The sequence below is a fragment of the Bacteroides sp. Ga6A2 genome, from assembly GCF_000702225.1.
Classification (GTDB): domain Bacteria; phylum Bacteroidota; class Bacteroidia; order Bacteroidales; family Bacteroidaceae; genus Ga6A1.
On the sequence record NZ_JNKX01000011.1, the window covers coordinates 43,147 to 64,689 of the forward strand.

General features: G+C 40.7%; 16 protein-coding genes. 9 read left to right on the top strand and 7 right to left on the bottom strand.

From position 1 onward, the window contains the following. Positions 1-23: 23 nt before the first annotated feature. The 7 genes from T538_RS0102570 to T538_RS0102600 are packed head-to-tail and all read right to left on the bottom strand — an operon-like array spanning position 24 to position 7,903. Entirely contained in the window at positions 24-1,061 is a 1,038-nt protein-coding gene (locus tag T538_RS0102570; protein WP_031531956.1) for an acyltransferase family protein, read from the bottom strand. Next, positions 1,058-2,488: a hypothetical protein gene (locus tag T538_RS0102575; protein ID WP_031540761.1), complete on the bottom strand. Its 1,431-nt coding sequence runs from the start codon at positions 2,486-2,488 to the stop codon at positions 1,058-1,060. Before T538_RS0102575 ends, T538_RS0102570 begins: the two co-directional genes overlap by 4 nt. 11 nt (positions 2,489-2,499) lie before the next feature. Further along, positions 2,500-3,663 (bottom strand): polysaccharide pyruvyl transferase family protein, encoded by a 1,164-nt coding sequence (locus T538_RS0102580; protein WP_031531959.1) that lies wholly within the window; start codon positions 3,661-3,663, stop codon positions 2,500-2,502. A gap of 45 nt (positions 3,664-3,708) precedes the next feature. Beyond that, positions 3,709-5,058, bottom strand: a complete 1,350-nt coding sequence (locus T538_RS0102585; RefSeq protein WP_031531961.1) for a hypothetical protein — start codon at positions 5,056-5,058, stop codon at positions 3,709-3,711. Next, entirely contained in the window at positions 5,048-6,319 is a 1,272-nt protein-coding gene (locus tag T538_RS18755; protein WP_031531962.1) for an ABC transporter ATP-binding protein, read from the bottom strand. Before T538_RS18755 ends, T538_RS0102585 begins: the two co-directional genes overlap by 11 nt. Positions 6,320-6,331: 12 nt before the next feature. Beyond that, entirely contained in the window at positions 6,332-7,174 is an 843-nt protein-coding gene (locus tag T538_RS0102595) for an ABC transporter permease (RefSeq protein ID WP_031531963.1), read from the bottom strand. 6 nt (positions 7,175-7,180) lie between these two features. After that, positions 7,181-7,903 (bottom strand): polysaccharide biosynthesis/export family protein, encoded by a 723-nt coding sequence (locus T538_RS0102600; RefSeq protein ID WP_197025741.1) that lies wholly within the window; start codon positions 7,901-7,903, stop codon positions 7,181-7,183. 279 nt (positions 7,904-8,182) lie between these two features. On the opposite strand from T538_RS0102600, the gene T538_RS0102610 reads away from it, so the two are divergent. The 9 genes from T538_RS0102610 to T538_RS17560 all read left to right on the top strand — a co-directional run bounded on the left by T538_RS0102610 (position 8,183) and on the right by T538_RS17560 (position 21,455). Next, on the top strand, positions 8,183-10,258 hold the full coding sequence (locus T538_RS0102610) for a beta-galactosidase (RefSeq protein ID WP_031531967.1): 2,076 nt from the start codon (positions 8,183-8,185) through the stop codon (positions 10,256-10,258). A 147-nt stretch (positions 10,259-10,405) separates the two neighbouring features. Further along, positions 10,406-11,878, top strand: coding sequence for a glycoside hydrolase family 28 protein (locus tag T538_RS0102615; RefSeq protein ID WP_051655832.1), 1,473 nt, complete (start codon positions 10,406-10,408; stop codon positions 11,876-11,878). 129 nt (positions 11,879-12,007) lie between these two features. Beyond that, complete coding sequence (locus T538_RS0102620) at positions 12,008-12,601, top strand: MarC family protein (RefSeq protein ID WP_031531970.1); 594 nt, start codon at positions 12,008-12,010, stop codon at positions 12,599-12,601. Positions 12,602-12,678: 77 nt separating this feature from the next. After that, a complete protein-coding gene (locus tag T538_RS0102625) occupies positions 12,679-14,052 on the top strand; it encodes a sodium-dependent transporter (RefSeq protein WP_031531971.1) in 1,374 nt (457 codons plus the stop codon). A gap of 666 nt (positions 14,053-14,718) precedes the next feature. Beyond that, entirely contained in the window at positions 14,719-15,516 is a 798-nt protein-coding gene (cas6, locus tag T538_RS0102635) for a CRISPR-associated endoribonuclease Cas6 (RefSeq protein WP_031531973.1), read from the top strand. Between the two features lie 69 nt (positions 15,517-15,585). After that, on the top strand, positions 15,586-18,078 hold the full coding sequence (locus T538_RS0102640; RefSeq protein ID WP_031531974.1) for a CRISPR-associated helicase/endonuclease Cas3: 2,493 nt from the start codon (positions 15,586-15,588) through the stop codon (positions 18,076-18,078). After that, complete coding sequence (locus T538_RS0102645; protein ID WP_031531975.1) at positions 18,075-19,790, top strand: hypothetical protein; 1,716 nt, start codon at positions 18,075-18,077, stop codon at positions 19,788-19,790. The genes T538_RS0102640 and T538_RS0102645 overlap by 4 nt, the downstream gene beginning before the upstream one ends. Positions 19,791-19,812: 22 nt before the next feature. Further along, a complete protein-coding gene (locus T538_RS0102650; RefSeq protein WP_031531977.1) occupies positions 19,813-20,790 on the top strand; it encodes a DevR family CRISPR-associated autoregulator in 978 nt (325 codons plus the stop codon). A gap of 113 nt (positions 20,791-20,903) precedes the next feature. Beyond that, entirely contained in the window at positions 20,904-21,455 is a 552-nt protein-coding gene (locus T538_RS17560) for a hypothetical protein (protein WP_051655833.1), read from the top strand. Positions 21,456-21,543 lie beyond the last annotated feature (88 nt).

Consider the following 21,543-nt stretch of genomic DNA (forward strand, 5'->3'; position numbering starts at 1 on the left):
AGTCAAACAAAATCCTTACCATATCACCAACCTAAAATTAGTTTTCTGTGTTTGAATGATGGAGCAAGATATATTAATCCAACTGTAACACTCACAACTACAAAGAATGTCAACAATACATATAGTGAATAATAATCTTTCAAGACTATTAATGATGTAACATCAACCAATCTATACCAAACATTCAATATAATAAAATGAATCATATAAATAGCCATGCTATGTCTTCCTATATAAAGGAATATTTTAGAAGGCATTTTTGAAGAATATTTGCGATAAACGAATTGCAATAAATACATAAATGCCACAGAAGACGCCAACCCTACTATAATTCTATATACACACGGCTTTATTATTGCAAAATTAAAAAGTAACCTACCATTTTCAAAATACAAAAACTCAAGTCCGCATAAATAAAAATACGAAGTTCTATTCCAATAAGGAATAAGAATACAATACAATGCCAACATGGTCACTGTCACCAATTTCCAATGCTTGTTAATAGTATTTTTATACAAACTGAAATAATATCCTGCAATATAAAACGGATATATAAACTTAACCCATCTCAAATCATTAACAGGCAATGCAAATAAGAGAAGAATAGAAATCAATACAACAAAAGCACTTTTTTCTTTAATTTTATTTGCACCCCATAAGCACAGTATCGACAAAAATAAAGAATACAAGAACCAGTATGCTAAAGGAGAATACAAAAAATATTTAATAACCCCTTCCAAATCAGCATTTTCTCCAAATATAAATTTGCCTACTGTATTTGTAACAACTCCACTCCAAAAAATCGACGGAATTATCAATTGTGAAAAACGCTTCTTGAATACATTCCAGAAAGACATATTCAACGACTTTGCCACGAATAGTCCAGAAACGAAAGCAAACATCTGCATATGAAACGAATATATAAACACAAATAATGGCATGTCTAAGTAATATGCCCCTTCTTGAGGCATACTATATTGCACGGAATGTCCTAAAACGACAAACAATATCAGAACACACTTTATAAAATCTATTGAATCATCACGCTTTTGCATTTTCATTTCACTTCGTAAACATCAAAATTTGCATTCATATCAAAATCTACACTATATACCATCTTAAAACGACCTTTCTTCACATATTCAGTAATAAAGTCGCAATATTTCCTTCGGTAATAGTCTGAAAAAACAATACGAGAATTTTTATTCAAAGAAACAGAGTCATTAAGCATTTTTAGTTCAAACCCATTAGCTTTGTATTCAGGATGAAGCCAATAACTGACATATCTATTTATCTGATGCACATTATTCTTTGCCTCCTCATCATTCTCTCCATCGACATTGAAATAATAGATATCTCCTCTTTTTGAATACTCTCCCATCTCCCTATAGAATGGCGTAAAGAAAGCTCTGCATTTCTGATTTATCGAAGCTACAACCCATCCGCGTTTTGCCGAGATATAAAATATCGGCAACATACAGACAACACACGCAAGAATTCCTACATTACCAAACTTACTTTTAAGTTTCTCTTCAACTTTTCCTATCAGAAAAACGACATAAGGCGCAAGCAAAACAAAGCAAGGGTAGTAATAATAAGGACGCCAAAATGTAAGTATAAAATAAGCAGACATATAAGCATATGAAGAAACAAATGCAGCATCCACTATCGGATAATACTTACGTTCTTTAAAAAACTGAAATATCCTTACAGGCAAAAGGATAACCATCAGCCACAAAGCAGGAAAAACTTTAAAGGTAAAAACAACATTACTCAAAAACGGATTTGACTCTTGCTCCACATACTCCGTATCACCTGAAAACTGAATAAAAATGACATATAAACTCAAGAATACAACAGTACTTGCAATCATTGCAATATATGCCATTTTCTCTTGCTTATTCAGATGCTTTCTTCTGAATAAAAATTCAGTTATAGCAAATGTTAAAAGCACTCCAAACAACGGTTCTTTTGTATATGGAATATAAAAGACAAGCAAACAAAACAACAATATCTGCCAAGGACTTTTATTTTCTTTATGAAATCCTTGCAGCATAACTATCATAAGCAAGAGTTCGACTATTACAATTTTTTCTGGAAAAATTATATTCAAATAAACTTGTAGAACTTGATATAATAGCCATGAGAAAAAAGCAAATTTCACAAAACCACTTCCCTTAATCTTCAATAATAAAATAGAAGCTGAAAAAAACAAAAATGCAACCCAAATATAATGAGCCAATGGAGTCTCACCATACGGAATCAATACAAGAAAATTTGTATCAAAATGGTTACATGGAATAAAACGTCCCTTTCCTACATGACGCATCAATGATTCCGGTTGTCCAAGCGCAGTTGTATACAGCCATTCATAATCATCGCACGAACACCACGCGGCATTCTTTACAATGTAATACGCAAAAAAGGAGACAATCAGTCCATAAATGAAGTATGACACATAAGATGAATATTTATTTAACACCTGCATTTTTTATATTTTTATGAATATATAGCATCAAGTAAAAAAGAGGACGATTCTGCAACTTTCTCTTTTAAAAGCCGATTGCATTTTGAGTAGTCAATCTCAAAAGAAGCAACTTCGTTAAAGGTTCTGCCATCAGAAATGCATTTTTCCTCGATTTGCAAATCTGACAGTAAATTTAGAACACGAGCATTTCCGCCTGAGTGGATTCCCTTGAGTGGAACATAAACAAAATTCTTATGGAACAAAATTGAAAAAACAACTCCGTGAAAAGATGTCGTTATAACGATTTCGCTGTATCTTATCAACGAGAGCCATTTTGGAATTGACGGATAGACATATTTTGCGCCTTTCAAAATTTCACTTCCATCAAAATAACCGCTCGATGCCGTGGCTATCGCACTCAAACTATTCTCGTGACAAAACGCCAGAGTCTCGTCCCAACAAATCTCATCGGGAGATTCTATATTAAGTTGGTAGACAAAAGCATATCTGTCTGAAATCAGCCTTTTCTCTGCAAGATTTTCGAAGGCATTAGCACCCAACAATAAAGTCGGGTCTACAACTTTTGCAGCCTTTATTCCTACGCTTTTGCAAATCTCAACACCTTGTGTTTCGCGAACACTTACAGCATCAAAACGACTAAGATTTTCTGCCAATTTTGGCTTGAGATTTTCGGGATATTCGTTCATCGAGAAACTTGCAGCATAAGCAATGCGCCTCACATCCTCACCTCCAAAATCAAGATAGAATGCCAAATTCTCTGGTTTCGACAGCAATTGCGCCCACACCTGGTCGCTCCCTACAATATAGCAATCGGCTATCGGAGGATTTTTCTGTAAATCAGCCAGATTGTTATATGTTTCCGACATTTTTATATTTTTTTTCAGAAAGTCTTCGAATTTCCGTTTCTTTTCGTGTCGATATTTTTCAAATTCCTCGTTGGCGAGGCGTCTCTTTTCCACGCACATTCCAAACAACGACACTAAGGGATAAATTACATAGACTTTAAGAAGCATTTTCCACAACGAAGTGTACTGCCGTTCTGCCTTTATGAATCTGTAAGATATCAAAAAAGGATTATGTTCTTTTTCACGCAGATATTGTTGCAGAGCATAACACTGCAACATCTGCCCGTAATTATCTTTCGACTGCCATAATGTTAATACGCCTATTTGCATAAAAGACTTTTTTTTAGAAATTAAACTTCCAGCAAATTAACTGTTTTATTTCTTATAGAATTTCAACTCGTCATTATCATATATCCTCACATAACCGCCTTTCGGCACAGAATCAACAGAAGAAATATATGTAAACTTGTAATTAAGGTTTCGCGGGGTCATCCAATATCCTATAAAAATCTCATCATTTTTCACCTTGTAGCCATAATGCAAATCACTCATCTTTAATGAATCAGTAACTGCATATATCGTATTTGTTTCAGCAATTCGGGCAAGATTCTGGAAATATTCTGGATAATACGTTCTGTTATATGATGTTGCCTCTCCCATCACAATAATATTCTTGGCAGACTTATACAACAACAAGCACAAAAAGACATAAACTAAGTATTTTATTTTTTTCTGTTGCAGAAGTTCACTCAAAGCCTTGCAAATAGACGGCAATGCCAATACTACAGACGGAATAAAATAATATCCATCGTTTAACTTCAGAATGAAATAAGCCGAACAATATGCAACCGACATGAACAGGAAAGCATCCAGTACTGATATCTCCCGACTTTTCAGAACTATATATATGCGATAAAACAAGAATCCCCCAATAATTATCAAAAAAGGCTGGTGCTTGAATGATTCCACAATATTCTGAATATAACTCAACTGCACACGTCCCTGATTGTAAAATAAATCGGAGTGTAGAAATACTATAAAATAGTATAACAACGCATAAACAAGCGCATTAAGCAGACAGAAGTAACAGAATCGCTTTTCATTAACTTTTATTTTTCTCTTTCTAAAAATAAGATTTATCAAAGAAAAGACAACAAAAACTCCGAATACCGGCTCTTTGGCATACGTTATGTACAAAACAACGATGCACAATAGAATCAAAAAAACAAAAGAGTTCTCATCATGAAGTTTTTGAAATAAATACATGAAAAGAGCAAAGCCAAGAATTATTATTTTCTCAGGATATATTATGCTTAAATATACGTTTACAGATTCATAAACAAAAAAAGAGTAAGAAACCAAGAGCAATACACCATTGGTACCTGGAACATGCTTTTTTAATGCCTTAAGAAGGAAAAAAGAAGCCAAACAGAATACCATTGAAACCAACAAATAGTGCACAAATGCCGTGTTTCCGTACGGCAAAAAAAGAGTTAAATTCGAATCAAAATGATTAAACGGCACAAAACGGCCGTTTCCGACATGATATGATATCGGCTCAGCAATGCCTAATGCCGTCGTCTTCACCCATTCAAAATCATCACCATTAACCCAATTTGCATTATGCAGAATGAAGAATACCGCAAGCAAGGCAACCGCCGCTATACAGAAATAACAGAAATTACCAATAAATACATTGCGAATATTTATTCTTTCACCCAACATTCCACTCTGGTTTTACAACTACAAGACCGTTATTTACACCGTTGTATTTCAGATAGTCCGTTCCGTTGTCGAAAATTTTACAGGCGCAGATTTCTCTCACGGCATCGAGAATCTGAACGTTTGGCACATGAAGAACGATGTCGAACGCATAGTCGCCCGGCGCAAATATACAACTTGGCAACTTCAGGTCGAACGTGTATTCGCCGTCCTTCTCGGTGGCTTCGGATATCAGATACTCGAAAGTACACATTTTTACCCTGTTCTGCGTGTAGAAGCCAACGCCAAGAACGCACTTCGAATCAACAACAAATCCGCTCTGCTTGCCGAGTTTTATCGACAGATGGATGCCTTCGTCAAACTTATACATTCCTATCTGCTGATTTTCTGTTCCAAGAAGCGATGCCTCCTTTACAAACAGATTCTTGCTGCTCGACTTTTCGTTGGCAACATATTTTGAATCGCGCGAACCGCCTTGCAGATAGTACGACACGGTTTCCTGAATTGTCGATGCATACTTTACCGTTCCGTTTTCGAGCAGAATGCCTTTCTGACAGAGGTTTAGCATCGAGTCCATATTGTGGCTCACGAACAGAACCGTTCTACCCTCGCCCTTCGACACATCCTGCATCTTGCCGATTGCTTTCTTCTGAAATTCGGCATCACCAACAGCAAGGACCTCGTCAACAACCAAGATTTCAGGCTCCAGAAAGGCAGCAATGGCGAAGCCAAGGCGTACCGTCATACCGCTCGAATAGCGTTTTGTCGGCGTGTCGAGATAGCGAGCAACACCTGCGAAATCAACTATTTCGTCTAGTTTGCGAGTAATCTCGCTCCTCGTCATGCCCATGATAGAGCCGTTCATGTATATGTTCTCGCGTCCTGTCAGTTCGGGATGAAATCCTGTTCCGACTTCGAGCAGAGAAGCGATTCGTCCTCTTGCCTTTATCGTTCCAACGGTCGGAGTTGTTACTCTCGAAAGAAGTTTCAGAAGAGTAGATTTTCCGGCTCCGTTTCGGCCGATAATGCCAACTACATCGCCTTTATTTATATCGAACGTAATATTCTGCAAAGCCCATACATAGTCGGATGTTCCTTTTGTTGAACGGTCGTTCACCTGACCGACTTTCAGGTATGGATCTTCCTTTCCGAGAATCCTCGTCTGCCACCAACGGTTAAGGTCGTGCGACAAAGTTCCCGTTCCCATTACTCCAAGCTGATAAAGTTTTCCTACACCCTCAAATTTGATTGCTACGTTACTCATATCTGTTCAGAATTAAATGGTATCCATAAAGTTACGCTCGGTCTTGCTGAATAGCACAAGTCCGATGAAGAGTGAAACAACAAGGCACACAGCCGAATACAAAAGCATAGACCAGTCAACAACTCCAGCTCCAGTTACGCTGTACCTGAAAAATTCGAATATTGAACTCAGCGGATTGAGTTGCAGCAACCAGCGATACTTCTCGGGAGCCGCGCTGAGCGGATAGATTATCGGGGTCGCATACATAAAGAGCTGAATACCAAAGGTTACAAGCATATTCAAGTCGCGGTACTTGGTTGTGAGCGATGTCACAATCAATCCCCACGACATGGCAAACAAAGCCGTCATGGCAATCAGCAACGGAAAGAGGATTATCGTCCAGTTTACCGACATCTGTACTCCCGTGAATACGTAATAGAGATAAACGCCAAGCCACAGCACAAACTGTATTGCGAACTTCACCAAGTTCGATGTCAAGCCAGAAAGCGGCACAACCAATCGCGGAAAATAGACCTTTCCAAACACAGCGGCATTAGTCATGAACACCGTAGAAGATGCCGTGAAGCAGGCGTTGAAATAGTTCCAGAACAGGATTCCGCTCATGTAGAATACAGCCTGCGGAACACCGTCGGTTGATATTCCAGCCAATCCGCCAAACACAACGATGTACATGATTGTTGTAAACACCGGCTGAATGAAAAACCACAGCGGACCTAAGATTGTCTGCTTATAAACTGTTACGATATCGCGCTTGACATACATTCTGTATAAGTCGCGATATCTCCAAATTCCCTTAATGTCAATATCAAACAGGTTCTTACACGGGGTAATAACCATGTCCCACTTTTCTTCCATAATATTTTATTTAACCAAGGCAATAACTGCAACTATTGTCGAAACAACTCCCAAGCCTGTACCAACCAAACTCCACCACTTTGCAAAAGGGCTGTTGTCTATCAGCACCGTAGAACTTGGCTCGACATAAATAATGTCATTTTGCTGAACATAATAGCAAGGAGAGTTGAAAAGTTTGGCATCCGTTATATCAAAACGATACATTATACGCTCGCCATTCACTTCTCTGTAAAGTCTGATGTTCTGTCTGTGTGCTCCAACCGTAACATCGCCTCCGCATTGTCCAAGAACATCGAGGATTGACGTACGCTCAGATGTAAGGCTGATGACACCGCCGCTGATAGCACCGAGCACAGTTATGTGAGCGTCCTGAAAATCGACCTTCACCGTCGCATCGTTAATATATCCTTTGTCCTTTATCAGTTGTTCGAGTTTACGGGCACATTCTTCTCTTGTCATTCCAAGTACACTTATTTTGCCAAGAAGCGGAACAATGATATCGCCTTCGGGTGATACAGTAAAACCGCCCATACCTTCAGCCAAGCCACCTTGCACACCCGATGTGGTTCCACCCAATATAATCTCGTTTGTAAAAGGTTCGAGCAACTCTTTGTCCTGACAATGAACCTTTATCGTCAAACGGTCGGCAGCCTTTATGCGCAGCTGGTAATCTTGCATAATCTTCTGCGGACTGGCAAAAATCGAGTCTGAGCCTTGCAGCAATATCACTTTCTTGGGAGAAACACATGACGTCAGGCTACAGATAAATGCAGCAACAATAATACTTACAAGAATATTAAAATGTCTATTCATCTATATAAATTCATTCTAAAGTATTTTGCAAAGATATGTTAATTTTACAAAACGACAAAATTCAGACTATTCAAATCAGCGCAATCTTTTTGTTTCGGGTTTTCTTTAATAAATTTATTTGTATATTTTTGCAGAACTTTTGATAACAAAAGCAACACTAAAAGACAATTATTTCCAACAAACAGTAATCAAAATATGAAAAGACTAATAATATCGGTAATGTCATTTTTCTGTGCTACAGCACTTTTTGCCCAAAGCACATTCGAGTTTGGCACGAACGCGAATCCCGACGGAGTGAAGATTGAGGTCGACTCGCACGGGCTAATAGTTGGCGGAAAGCACATTCTGCCCGTGATGGGCGAGATTCATTACAGCCGAGTACCGCAGAACGAATGGCGACGCGAAATTAGAAAGATGCGCGCCGGAGGAATAAACATCGTGGCAACATACGTCTTCTGGATTCATCACGAGGAGGAAGAAGGCATCTGGAACTGGAGCGGCAACCGCGATTTGCGCCGTTTCATCCAGACCTGCAAGGAAGAGAATATGCCTGTGGTTCTGCGCATCGGCCCATTCTGCCACGGCGAGGTTTATCAGGGCGGATTTCCGAAATGGTTGGTTGAGAAGTCACAAGGAAACAAAGAATACAAACTACGCTCCGAAGGCAAAGGTTTCATTGAGGAGACACACAGACTTTACAGCAACATCTTTGCGCAGGTTAGCGGTCTGATGTGGAAAGACGGCGGACCAATCATCGGAGTTCAGATTGAGAACGAATGTCGCGGTCCGTGGTCGTATTACATGAAACTGAAGGACATGGCGGTGAAAATCGGCTTCGACGTACCGTTCATGACCCGAACAGGCTGGCCGAAACTCAACGGAAAGGAAGAGTTCGGAAAACTTCTGCCGCTTTATGGCGACTATGCCGACGGATTCTGGGACAGAAAACTCACAGACATGCCGGGCGAATATCCTAAAGCCTTCATAATGAAGGATACACGACTGAGCGGAGCGATTGCGACCGAGACATTCGGTACTAATCAGGATACAAAAATGGAGGCCTCGTCGCTAAAATATCCGTACCTGACGTGCGAATTGGGCGGCGGAATGATGCCGTCATATCATCGCCGAATAAACATCAGCGGAAACGAGGCTTTTCCGCTTGCCATCTGCAAACTCGGCTCGGGCTCTAACCTTCCGGGATACTATATGTATCACGGCGGAACGAATCCATACAATCCAAAGCACACGATGGCCGAATGTCAGGCTTCTGCCGTTACAAACTACAACGACATGCCGCACATGTCGTACGACTTTCAGGCTCCGCTTGGCGAAATGGGACAGCCTAACATGAACGCATATCATCAGACGCGATGGCTTCATCAGTTTCTTGCCGACTGGGGCGAGGAACTGAGCCAGATGGACGTAGATTCGCTATCGGAGCACTACGCACGCCGCGGCTGCTTCGAGTTCAGAAATACATACGTCAGAATAAAGAACGAACAGGGCGTTGCAAGCGTCACGCCAAAAGAGATGATGTGGAACGGACAGAGCATCTCGTCATCGACCGTGCAGCCGTTTGCCAAGACCGAAAGCACGCTCTACTTCATCGGCGTAAAGGGCGCAAAGAAATCTTTTCTGACTATCGGAAAGAAAAAATACACTCTGAAAGCCGACAAACCGATTATCATAGGCGGAAAGGAATTCGTGGCTCTTTCAGAAGAGAAAGCGAAATCGGCCTTCGTCATCGACGGAAAGATGCACTACGCCAAGAACGGCGGAATCCTTTACAAAACGCAGGACGGCATTGTTGAGGAATGTTGGAAGAGCATCGGTACTATCGAAGCAAGCAAACAGAAAGAGCACGACGGATTGCGCGAGGTGAAACTCGGCACGCAGAAGGTGGCCGAACAGCCTTACGAGGCGGATTTCGGCAAGGCTGCCGTGTGGAGCATCGACTGCAACAGTCTGAAAGACGCCGAAAACAAAAACGACCTCTTCCTGAAGATTTCGTACAAGGGCGACTGCGCACGCATCTATGCCGACGGACAACTTGTAGAAGACAACTTCTGGAACGGCAAGCCGATGTATGTCCGTGTATCCGACATAGCCGGAAAACAAATAGAACTGAAGATTCTTCCGCTTGGCAAGAACTACCCAGTCTACTTGCAAGAGGCTCAGAAAAAAGAACTTGAGACGGCAACAGACGGTCTTCTGCTTTCGCTCGACGGCATCGAACTGATTGAGCGTTCAACCGCCCTGCTGAAATAACATAAAAACCCGGACGAATCCCGAAGGCATCCCGAACTTAGGCTTCGTCCGAGTTTATTTTAAGTCGTCGGCAACGATAATTAAAAAAATATCACTAACTTTGCCCTCAATACTAATTTTATATTAAAACAAATATTCTTAAAAAACATGAAAAAGATTTCTATTCTTGCCTTGCTTATGTGCTGCGCAAGCGTGATGTGGGCACAGTCTTCGCTTGACGACAAGTTCAAGGAAGCCGACAAGATTGTTGAGAACATCAAGAAGACATCGTTCCCAAATGCCAAGTTCAACATTAAGGATTTCGGCGCAGTAGAGGGCGACGAGAAGAAACTGAACCACGAAGCGATTGACCGCGCCATAATCGAGTGTACGACAAACGGCGGCGGAAGCGTCATCATCCCAAAGGGCGTTTGGTACACAGGTCCGATAACGCTGAAGAGCAACGTAAACCTTCATCTCGAAGAAGGTGCCGAACTGCGCTTCACAACCGACGACTCGTACTACTACCCTGCCGTAAAGACTCGCTGGGAAGGCCTCGACTGCTACAACGCCCATCCGCTCATCTATGCCTATGGCGAGACTAACATAGCCGTTACCGGAAAGGGAATCATCGACGGACAGGGCGCACCCGACAAATGGTGGTACATGAAGGGCAAGCGATTCAACCCCGACAATAAATACCGCGACCAAGAAAAGGACGGCGGACGCGACAAACTTCTTGCCTACGCCGAGACATTCACCCCGGTAGACCGCCGTCAGATGAAGGCCGAAGACTGTCTCCGCCCTCAGCTTATCAATTTTTACAACTGCAAGAGCGTTCTGATTGAGGATGTTACGCTTCAGAATCCTCCGTTCTGGGTTATCCACCCTCTTTTCTGCAACGACCTCATCGTCAGAGGCGTAACCATCAACAGCGGCGTGCCAAAGGGCGCAACTCACGGAGTTCACGCACCTAACGGCGACGGTTGCGACCCAGAGAGTTGCAAGAACGTGCTCATCGAGAACTGCCAGTTCAACACCGGCGACGACTGCATCGCCATAAAGAGCGGACGAAATGCCGACGGAAGAAAGCGCGTTGTGCCAAGCGAGAACATCGTTGTAAGAAACTGCAAGATGAACGACGGACACGGCGGCGTGGTTGTAGGAAGCGAGATTTCGGGCGGATTCAGAAACCTTTACGTCGAGAACTGCCAGATGGACAGTCCTAACCTCGACCGCGTAATCCGCATCAAGACAAGCAACTGCCGCGGCGGAGTGATAGAGAACATCTACGTCCGCAACATCGAGGTTGGCGAGTGCGGTGAGTCGGTAATGCGCATCAACCTTCAGTACGAGAACAAGGAGAAGTGCGACCGCAGTTTCCCGCCATCTGTAAGAAACGTGTATCTTGAGAACGTTACCTGCAAGAAGGCTCAGTACGGACTTCAGGTAAACGGCCTGAGCGACGACGACAACGTGTACAACATCAACATGACAAACTGCACGTTCGACAACATCGCAAAGGACAACTACAAGTGCGACGGCAAGTTCCACGACATCAACCTTACAAACGTAAAGATGAACGGCAAGAACGTGAAGTTCTCAAATGTTACTAAAAAGGCATCTAAAAAGAAAAAATAAAGAAAATTCCATCTTTAAAATTTCAAAAGGAATTACTTGAAAAAGTAGTTCCTTTTTTCTTGCCATTTGTTTTCTTTGTTGGATATTTTTTGCATATCTTTGCACCGTTAAATTATATCGTACGAAAAAATGTTTGAACTGTTTAGCTTTCAGGAATGTCTGAGCGCATTTATCGTGCTCTTTGCCGTGATTGATATCATAGGCTCAATTCCTATAATACTTACCTTGAAAGAACAAGGACGTGACGTAAATCCATACAAGGCTACGCTCTATTCGCTTGCCCTGCTGGTTACCTTCTTTTTCGTTGGCGACATGCTGTTGCAGTTGTTTCAGGTTGATATCGCATCGTTTGCCCTTGCCGGCTCGGTGGTAATCTTCCTTGTGGCTCTCGAGATGATTCTCGACATCGAGATTTTCAAGAACCAAGGCCCTATACAGTCGGCAACGCTCGTTCCGCTTGTGTTTCCTCTCATTGCCGGAGCAGGCGCGTTCACTACCCTTCTGTCGCTAAAGTCAGAATACCACACACTAAACATTCTCATTGCGCTCATAGCCAACTCGCTGGTTGTATTCCTGGTTCTCATCTCAACCGGCAAGATTGAGAAGCTGCTGGGCAAGGGAGGCATCTACGTTATCCGCAAGTTCTTCGGAATAATCCTGCTTGCCATCGCCGCCCGACTGTTCACTACAAATCTGCTGCAACTTTTGCATTCAGTAAATTAAAAGTCGAAAATCATTTCTTTTTAACACAAAAATACCGAAAAAACGAGTATCTTTGCAGTCTGAATTAGAAAACAGACATGACAAAAGATACTCGTATTTTTTTTGGAAGCAAGATTGGAGCAATACTTGCCGCAGCCGGTTCGTCGGTAGGACTCGGCAACATCTGGCGTTTTCCAACCGAGACAGGCGCAAACGGAGGCGCGGCATTCATTCTGATTTACGTTCTCTTCATGTTCATCCTCGGCATTCCGGTAATGATTTCGGAGTTTGCCGTAGGACGATACGGACAATGCGCCGTGGGCAATGCCTTCGAGAAGATGAGCGGCGGCAAGAAATGGTGGCGGCTGATGGGCTTGGTTCCCGTCGTGTCGGGTTTTCTGGTGCTGAGTTACTATGCCGTTGTTTCGGGCTGGACACTCGAATACGCCTTCGTTGCCGGAGCAAACGGCTTTGCCGGAAAGACAGCAGCCGAATACACGGCCGATTTTCAGTCGTTCTCTTCCGACCCCGTAAAGCCGTGCATCTGGCTCTTCATTCTGCTTGCCCTAAACTGCGCCATCGTTGCCATGGGCATTCAGAAAGGCATTGAGCGAGGTGCAAAAATCATGATGCCTATTCTGTTCGTCTCTATACTCGTGCTTGCAGTCTACTCCATGACGCTTCCCGGCGCAGGCAAAGGTCTTGAGTTCCTTTTCAAGCCCGATTTCAGCAAGGTTACGAGTTCGGTCGTACTCTCAGCCATGGGACAGGCATTCTTCTCGCTCAGCGTTGGATTGTGCTGTCTGTGCACATACGCCTCTTACTTCCGCAAGGATGTCAATCTGGTAAAGAATGCCGTGAGCGTGGCTTCGATAGACACTCTTGTGGCCATAATGGCTGGCCTGATAATCTTCCCGGCAGTCTACTCGGTCGAGGGTCTGTCGCCCAACGAAGGTCCGTCGCTTGTGTTCATCACCCTTCCCAACGTGTTCCAGCAGGTATTTGGAGGTGCTCCGGTGCTTGCCTACCTTTTCTCTCTGATGTTCTATTTTCTGCTTGTGATGGCAGCCATAACATCATCAATCTCGATGCTCGAGATGCCAGTATCGTTCTTTATCGATTCGTTTGGAACAAGCCGCACAACGGCATCTGTCATCGTTACTGTCGTGTGTTTTGTTCTGGGAATAGCGTGCGCTCTCTCGTTCGGAATCTGGAGCGACGTAAAAATCTACGGAATGGGCTTCTTCGACTTGTTCGACTTTCTTGTAGCCAAGTTCATTATGCCTATAGGCGCGCTAATCTTGTCAATCTTCACCGGCTGGATTGTAAACGAAAGACTTCTGAAAGCCGAACTTACCAACAACGGCACTCTTAAGCAACCAATGTATGGCATTTTCCGCCTCTGCGTGAGATACGTCGCACCAGCCTGCATCATTCTTATATTCCTGAATGAACTTGGGCTGCTGATGTGATTTTAAACAATTCACAATTTTTTTAGTTGAGAATTGAAAGCTGAAAGTTGAAAAACTTGAGCAATTCATAATTGACAATGGACAATTGACAATTTTATTTAATTGAAATTTGAAACTTGAAAGTTGATTATTCGTATCAAGGTAGATTTTACATAGAGGCAAGCTATATTTAAGTAAGCCGACGGTAAGCCGAAAGTAAGGGGATGTCAAGGGAGTACCAAGCCGAAAGGTATGGAGTAGATACGTTCAAGATACGGAGAAGTAAGCCGGAAGATACGGGGTAGCTACGGGGTAGGAACGGAGTAGCTACGGGGAAGGTTCGGGGAAGATACGTCCAAGGTACGTCCAAGGTACGTTATGCAAAAAAGAAGGTGGCTTCTTTTTTGCATAACAGGCCCATAGCGCATAAACAGTCATTTGTAAAGTCTCCCAAGGCATAGCCTTGCAAGATAATCAACTGAGCGGAAAAAGAAGAATCAAAACTCTTGAACGTTGGGAAATGAAAGCCGAAAGATAAATTGAAAATTTTTGAATTGACAATGCTTTTGAAGACAGAGTCGAACGGGTTAATGCAGAAAAATCTTTTTAAACACATAAAAAACATTCAAAATTCTTTTGTTAAAGATATTATTCGTAATTTAGGGGCAGGAAACAAATGCTTAAATTATGAGATTTAGAATAACACTGCGTATCAACGCGCAACAATTCGGACGCCGGCTGCCTATCAATTACCAATACGAAATGTCGGCAGCAATATACAAGATTCTGTCGTCGGCTGACAGCGGATTTGCCACGTGGCTTCACCAAAACGGTTTTCAGATGGACAACGGCAAACAGTTCAAACTGTTTACATTCTCGCGGTTGCAAATACCTAAAAACGGTTTTACAATCATCAAACAATCGAACCAATTGGAATTAAAATCTCAAACCGTTGATTTTCAAATCAGTTTTATGCCCGAAAACTCCACACAGACATTCATTGGCGGAGTGTTTGAAAACCGCACCTTTGAAATAGGCAGAAAAGGAGCGATAGTCCAGTTTGAGGTGGAAAGCATAGAACTTATTCAGCCGCCGGAGTTTAAGGAGACAATGATGTACCATACGCTTTCGCCAATTTCGGTAAGTTGCCACGACGAACAGGGGCGCGACCGCTATCCGCAAACTCCGCAGGAGTTCAAAGATGCCGAATGGATTCGCGAACGAATGTTGCAAAATCTAATTGACAAGTTTTCTGCCTTCTATGGAAAAGAATATTCAGGTGAAAAGTTTTTAAAATATATGACACTATCCGAGCCAAAATCCTCACTTATAGCCATAAAGGCAGGCACACCTGCCGAAACCAAAGTCAGAGGCTTTATGTGCCAACTTGCCCTCAACGCCCCGTCCGAACTTCAACGCATAGCCTACGAATCAGGCCTCGGCGAACTCAACAGCCAAGGCTTCGGTTGCTTGGATGTAATGTAAAAAAACATTAAGAAATATTGGGTGTGTTAAGAGAAAGTTAGTATATTTGAGACGTAAAAAAGGTATAAAATGAATACAGCAGATTATATCAACTTTTATAAAGATATATTAGGCTTTGAACCATACGACTACCAAGTGAAGGTTGCGGAACTACTTTTGAGTGGAAAAAATCTCATTCTCTCCGTTCCCACCGGCTCAGGTAAGACGTGGGCTTCTGTTATGCCTTTTTTATATGCAATACATAAAGGTGTTGAGTCGTTTCCTCAAAAAACGATTTACAGTTTGCCGTTACGTACTTTGACAAATTCTATTTATTCCGACATTCGGGATATATTAAATAATGATAGAATTGAATTTAATTACCCCTGTCTGAAAGAGTTGGCTTCGGTTCAAACAGGCGAGTTTAATAATGATACGATGTTTGAAAAGAATCTTGTATTCTCCACTATTGACCAAACGCTGAGTAGTTTTTTGTGCTTTCCGCTTGGTTTGTCGCACAATCAAGCGAATATAAATGCAGGCGCGTTAGTTGGCAGTTATTTGATTTTTGATGAGTTTCATTTATTGGATTCAAAACTTTCAATGTCAACTTCTCTTGGAATGTTGCGTATGCTCAAAAATATGTGTCGTGTTTGCATTATGACAGCAACGCTTTCAGATAGTTTTCTGCGTTTTATGAAAAACGAATTTGATCCACAAAATCAATTCAATTTTGAAGTAGTTACGCTTGCAGATTTTCCAGAAGACCGCAAAAAAATCAAATCAATAAAACCAGCACCGTTACGACAATATAAGAAAGCAGTTTTTGTTTCCGGTGATACATTAAATGCAAAAGCGATAATTGAAAAACATAAAAATAAAACAATCGTTATTTGCAACCGTGTAGAAAGCGCACAAAATATTTTTACCGAACTTTGCAAAATCAAAAACGGAAATACAAATGTATTTTGTATTCATTCGCGCTTTTTTGATTCTGACCGCAAACAAAAAGAGCAACTTATAAAACATTATTTCGGAAAGAAAAGCACAGAAAAAGATGTTATTCTCGTTGCTACTCAAGTAATTGAAGCCGGAATGGATATTTCGTGTGATGTAATGCACACTGAAATATCTCCAATAAATTCATTTCTTCAAAGGGCGGGCAGATGTGCGCGTTTTGAAAACGAATACGGAGAAGTTTTGGTTTATGATGTTTTGAGTATGGAAGAGAAAGATATGATTTCGGAATCAGAACAAAGTGAAGAAGATAAAAAAGAAATCAGAAAACTTAACAGCAAATACCTTCCTTACGACAAAGAACTGTGTTGCAAAACACTGTCAGAATTGAAAAAAATAGGCTTCATTGATGATAAGATTTCTGAAAAACTTGTAAACATCATTTTAACCGAAAATGAAACCACAATGACAAAAATGATGAGTGCAAACACATTCAATTTTGACAAGATAACAGCATCTTGGCACGATTGCGACAAAAAACATTATAGAAATACCATCCGAGATATCCAAAGTATTGATTTGGTGCTTGTTAATATGGATAATTCTGTGGAGTTTGAAATAATGCCGTGGCAATATGAGACGATAAGTGTGTACAGATGGAGTTTTATCGGGTGGGCAAAAAAAATTATAGAAAACCGAATTTCAGAAGACGATTGGATTTTTGCAAAAGCAGAATCAAACAGCAATAGTCAGTTTGATTTTGATTGGGACGACGAAAACAAATTTATACTCAGACAATTGGATATAGACGAAATGAAAAACTATTACGACATTATTTTCGTCGATAATAGATATTTTGATTACTCGCCAGAATTCGGTTTGTCAGTAAGGCAAAATAGCAACAATATTTCTTCACCGCTCAAAGAGAGAAGGAATTGTGCCAATGAAGATTTTTCGTATCGGAAAGATTCTTTGTTTGAACATAGTCAAGGACTTATAAAATGCTTTGACAAGGATTTTAAACATAATTGTGATTTTATTTTTAATAATTTGAGTACTTTTTGGGGCGAAAATTATGATTGGGAAAGCCTTTTAAAACTGATACTGTGCTATCACGATTTCGGCAAATTAAACCAGTTGTGGCAAGACACAATGTTGAACTATCAACGCCGGAAAAATAATGACGCATCTTATTATGAAGTGCTTGCACATTCTGATTATGATGCGAATATAGACAAGCAACTCGGAGAAGAATGCAAAATTAAACAAAAACCGCCACACGCCGGAATCGGTGCAATGCGTATCTATGATATTATTTTTGATAAATACGCAGGAAACGAAGAACTTGCACGTGCTATAAGCAATGCGATATTGAAACATCACAGCGTTGACACGCATTCTTATTGTAGTTTTGAAATCAAAAGTTCAGTTATTAATGAGTTCAACAAATTGCTGACGGCATTGAATTTCAACAAAGAACCTGTTAATAACATAAAAGAGCGCGGAGACAATTTGGACGAATGTGAGAAAGTTAAAGAATGGATTGTTTACTTTGTAATGGTAAGACTTTTGCGTTTGTGCGACCAAAGGGCTACCGAAAACCTTGAAAAATATTACGAAAGATGAGCATATATACAATACATAAAAAATCGGGAACGTATTCCGAATTGTTGGAAACATACGGATTGGCAAATTTTCTGCACAAGATATTTGAAACAGTCAATATGTCCGATACGGATATTGTAATAACCGATAGAGAATATTGCTTTGAAGTATCAACTTCCGTTGATATTACAGATGAAATTATTTCAAAATTGAAATACTTTCCGCCGTTCAAGTATATCAAGCAAAAAGCAGATTCAGATGTAAGCCAATATCCTGATTATTATGACTACCCTACACAATACGCTTGGAAAAAAGAACAACAGGATTTGCTTAAAAAGGCATACGCTATCAAAGATACACAGGAAAAGCGAAAAGAAATCGACCGAATCAACAATGTATTTGAAACCGAAAAACCGCGCGATATTGAATTTGATGTTTATTCGCAAATTCAAGTACCAAACAATTTTTCAGGTTTTGATAAATTGTACTCCAATTTTTATGCGAATCGAGAAAACTATCCCGTTTTGATAAAATACATTTTGGATTTTTATCAATGCAACAATGTAAAATTGCCGAAAGATTTGGTGATTGCGGAAGCAAGCACAACGGCTTTGCAATTGTATAATCCCAATCAGGGAAAGGGACTTAAAGCCGCAAAAGCAAATTCTGTTGCCGGATCAAATTTTAAGTTGCCGTGGGTTTCGGAAGCAATGAAAATATCGGGAGCATTAACCGATATGATTTGTCAACTTGTAAAGGTTGGCGGCAATTATGACATGAAGGTATTTGTACCTGAATATAAGCAACTCAATTTTGTAAACAAGCACAAAATAATACCATCGTTAAAGAAATATTCGAAAGGAAATACGCCCATAAAAATTGACGTTTTGTGTACTTTGTTGCTTGCAAGACTATTGGTAGAAAACACACCTTTCGCGGGTAGAAGACGCAAAATTAAAGATATTGTAGCCGGATTACATTCCGTGTATCAAAAAGATTTGGGACAGAATAAAGCCGTTGTTAATATTGGCTTTATTCAACTTCCTGAATTTATAGAAATCGGCAGCAAAGACGACGTACAAGATTGGATAGAAATCATTGACGGTCAGCGTTCTATAATAGGCAAAATGGACGAAGACAAAGGTGCTGTTCAAGGTCTGTTGATGTACAGAAATTTCATCAGTAGTTCCAATCTGAACGATTTTTTTAAGTTTTCGTTTTGGTATGCTGAATATTTGATGAATCAGTTTTCAAAACAAAAGAGACCCGGAATATTCACTTTCAAAACACTAAATAAATTCTACACGAGTATGGATAATCAAGACTTTAATTTGAAAGACATCATTGAAAATGAAGGCTTTCAGGCGATTGCTGAGGCAATCAGAAAAAGTACCGTTTGGTTGCAGTATTTGCAGAAAGACCAACGCAAATACGAAGTACGTTACGGTGTTGCTCAGGCGTTGCAAACCAAATCCAAAACCAAAGGCGATTTGGCGGCATACATCGGCGAATTTGTTTCCTTGTACAATGCCGAAACATCTCGCAAAGCCGAAAAAGAAGACCGTGCTTTCAGAAAGAATGTAAGGAATGACAAACTGACATTGTTTTATGGATTATTGGACAAATATCCATCGAAACTTGTCGGTGCTATGTTGGCTTCATACGGATTTGCACTTCCAAAAAAAGAGAAATCTGATGATGAAGAAGACACAATTTATGATGAACAAGAATAGTAACTATTAATATTTTCAAAGTATGGACAAAACAAAACCAATATCGTCAGTATCTGTCTGTGGTGAAATGACATTGAACCTTCATTCGCTTAACAATGAAGGTGGCGAAGGTAATCAGATAATGACCCGCCAACTTACAATCGTTGACAAAAACGGTGAAGAACAGACCGTTACAGGAATCAGCGGCGATATGTTCAAACATATTCACGCTGCTCACATGCTCAATTATTGCATCGAGAACAATATTCCATTGAGCGAGTATTCTAAGAAATTGGACCCAAATCGAATCAAAGCAGACGATTTAAAGGCGGAGGCGGGCAAATCAACTCATAATCAAACCGATGTTGTGAATGCATTGATAAAGAAATGTGCAATTTGTGATGCTCACGGTGTTTTGATAACAGACAAAGTCGGCGACAATAAAAGCAGTACAAATACTCCCCGCAAATCTGTAATTGAGTTTGCGTGGACGGTCGGTATTCCCGGCAAAAATAACACGGAAACATACGTTCACACAAAACTTGTAGCCGATGCAGGCAGCAAGGGAAGTGCTACGGCAAGCAACGAAGGTCAGAATATATTCCACCGTCCGGCAAACAATGGTGTTTACGCTTTTGTTTGCAATATAGATACTTACCGTATCGGATTGAACGATATTAACCGTCAGTATGCCATTGGAGACGCTGAGAGAACCAACCGTTACAAGGCGGTTTTGCAGAGTCTTTTGAGTTCTATTCTGAATCCGAAAGGCGCAATGACAAGCGCACAAAAACCGCACATCACTGATTTTAAGGGCGTTGTATCAGTTTCGCACAAACTGATTCCTGCGCCAACAATCAGCGCACTCAATGAAGATTATGCAAAAGAAATCAATGAAATTGCCTCTAACTTGAATAAAATTCAGGCAGGAGCAATTGAGGTTGAGAAGTTTGACGGATTTGGCAAACTGACTGAAATTTTTGCAAATTTGATGGATGCAAAACCTTATAAAATCGGTTAGTTATGGTATTTTCCGCAGTATATAGACCAACGGCTTTGTTCTCGTTACGCGACAGCAACTCCACGAGTTCGGGAGCAAAGTCGTTGTTTCTGCCGTCGCCGTATGCTGTAAAAATGGCGTTGGTTAATCAGGCTATTTCGTTGGGCGGCGTTGATTTTGACAAAGAGCCGCAAAAATTTTGGGCGATTAGGGACTTGAAAATAAGTTACCGAATCAGCGGAAATTTTTGTGTAAATAATTGTTTTGTCAAAATTCAAAAGCAGAGAGACAAGGGACCATTCAAATCAACGGTTAGTTTCAGGGAATATGTTTTCCTTGACTCTGATTTGGAATTGATTTTTGAAACAAAAGGTATGTTTGGCGAAAGTGTTTTTCTGAAACAATATCTTTGTACGATAAACCAATTTGGCAAACGTGGCTGTTTTTTTCAGTTTATCGATTTTAATGACAGTCCTGAGAAAGCAAATGTTATTCAGTTTGATGTTTCAAAAATTCAATCAGCCGGATTGTTGCAAGAATTTGACGATTTTGGCAGTAAGGTTAATTTTGAAAATGTTAACAGTTATACAGATGCAAAAACCGAGAGAAAAAACCGAGTTTTGTTTTTGCCAATTAGCAAAATCGGTTCGTCAAAATCGTATACACATTATAAAGTTGTAAACTAAATAAAACTATGCCCAACGAACAGAGCAACATAATATTATATCAGAAATCAGACGGTGTTACAATGGTTGTTGCAAAAAACGCAACAAC

Excerpts from the sequence above, each read along its gene's own strand:
- T538_RS0102650 (WP_031531977.1), top strand. The coding sequence starts at position 19,813 with ATGGACAAAACAAAACCAATATCGTCAGTATCTGTCTGTGGTGAAATG.
- T538_RS0102640 (WP_031531974.1), top strand. The coding sequence starts at position 15,586 with ATGAATACAGCAGATTATATCAACTTTTATAAAGATATATTAGGCTTT.
- T538_RS18755 (WP_031531962.1), bottom strand. The coding sequence starts at position 6,319 with ATGAGTAACGTAGCAATCAAATTTGAGGGTGTAGGAAAACTTTATCAG.
- T538_RS0102580 (WP_031531959.1), bottom strand. The coding sequence starts at position 3,663 with ATGCAAATAGGCGTATTAACATTATGGCAGTCGAAAGATAATTACGGG.
- T538_RS0102575 (WP_031540761.1), bottom strand. The coding sequence starts at position 2,488 with ATGCAGGTGTTAAATAAATATTCATCTTATGTGTCATACTTCATTTAT.
- T538_RS0102610 (WP_031531967.1), top strand. The coding sequence starts at position 8,183 with ATGAAAAGACTAATAATATCGGTAATGTCATTTTTCTGTGCTACAGCA.
- T538_RS0102625 (WP_031531971.1), top strand. The coding sequence starts at position 12,679 with ATGACAAAAGATACTCGTATTTTTTTTGGAAGCAAGATTGGAGCAATA.
- T538_RS0102570 (WP_031531956.1), bottom strand. The coding sequence starts at position 1,061 with ATGAAAATGCAAAAGCGTGATGATTCAATAGATTTTATAAAGTGTGTT.
- T538_RS0102595 (WP_031531963.1), bottom strand. The coding sequence starts at position 7,174 with ATGGAAGAAAAGTGGGACATGGTTATTACCCCGTGTAAGAACCTGTTT.
- T538_RS0102620 (WP_031531970.1), top strand. The coding sequence starts at position 12,008 with ATGTTTGAACTGTTTAGCTTTCAGGAATGTCTGAGCGCATTTATCGTG.
- cas6 (WP_031531973.1), top strand. The coding sequence starts at position 14,719 with ATGAGATTTAGAATAACACTGCGTATCAACGCGCAACAATTCGGACGC.
- T538_RS0102645 (WP_031531975.1), top strand. The coding sequence starts at position 18,075 with ATGAGCATATATACAATACATAAAAAATCGGGAACGTATTCCGAATTG.
- T538_RS0102615 (WP_051655832.1), top strand. The coding sequence starts at position 10,406 with ATGAAAAAGATTTCTATTCTTGCCTTGCTTATGTGCTGCGCAAGCGTG.
- T538_RS17560 (WP_051655833.1), top strand. The coding sequence starts at position 20,904 with ATGGCGTTGGTTAATCAGGCTATTTCGTTGGGCGGCGTTGATTTTGAC.
- T538_RS0102585 (WP_031531961.1), bottom strand. The coding sequence starts at position 5,058 with ATGTTGGGTGAAAGAATAAATATTCGCAATGTATTTATTGGTAATTTC.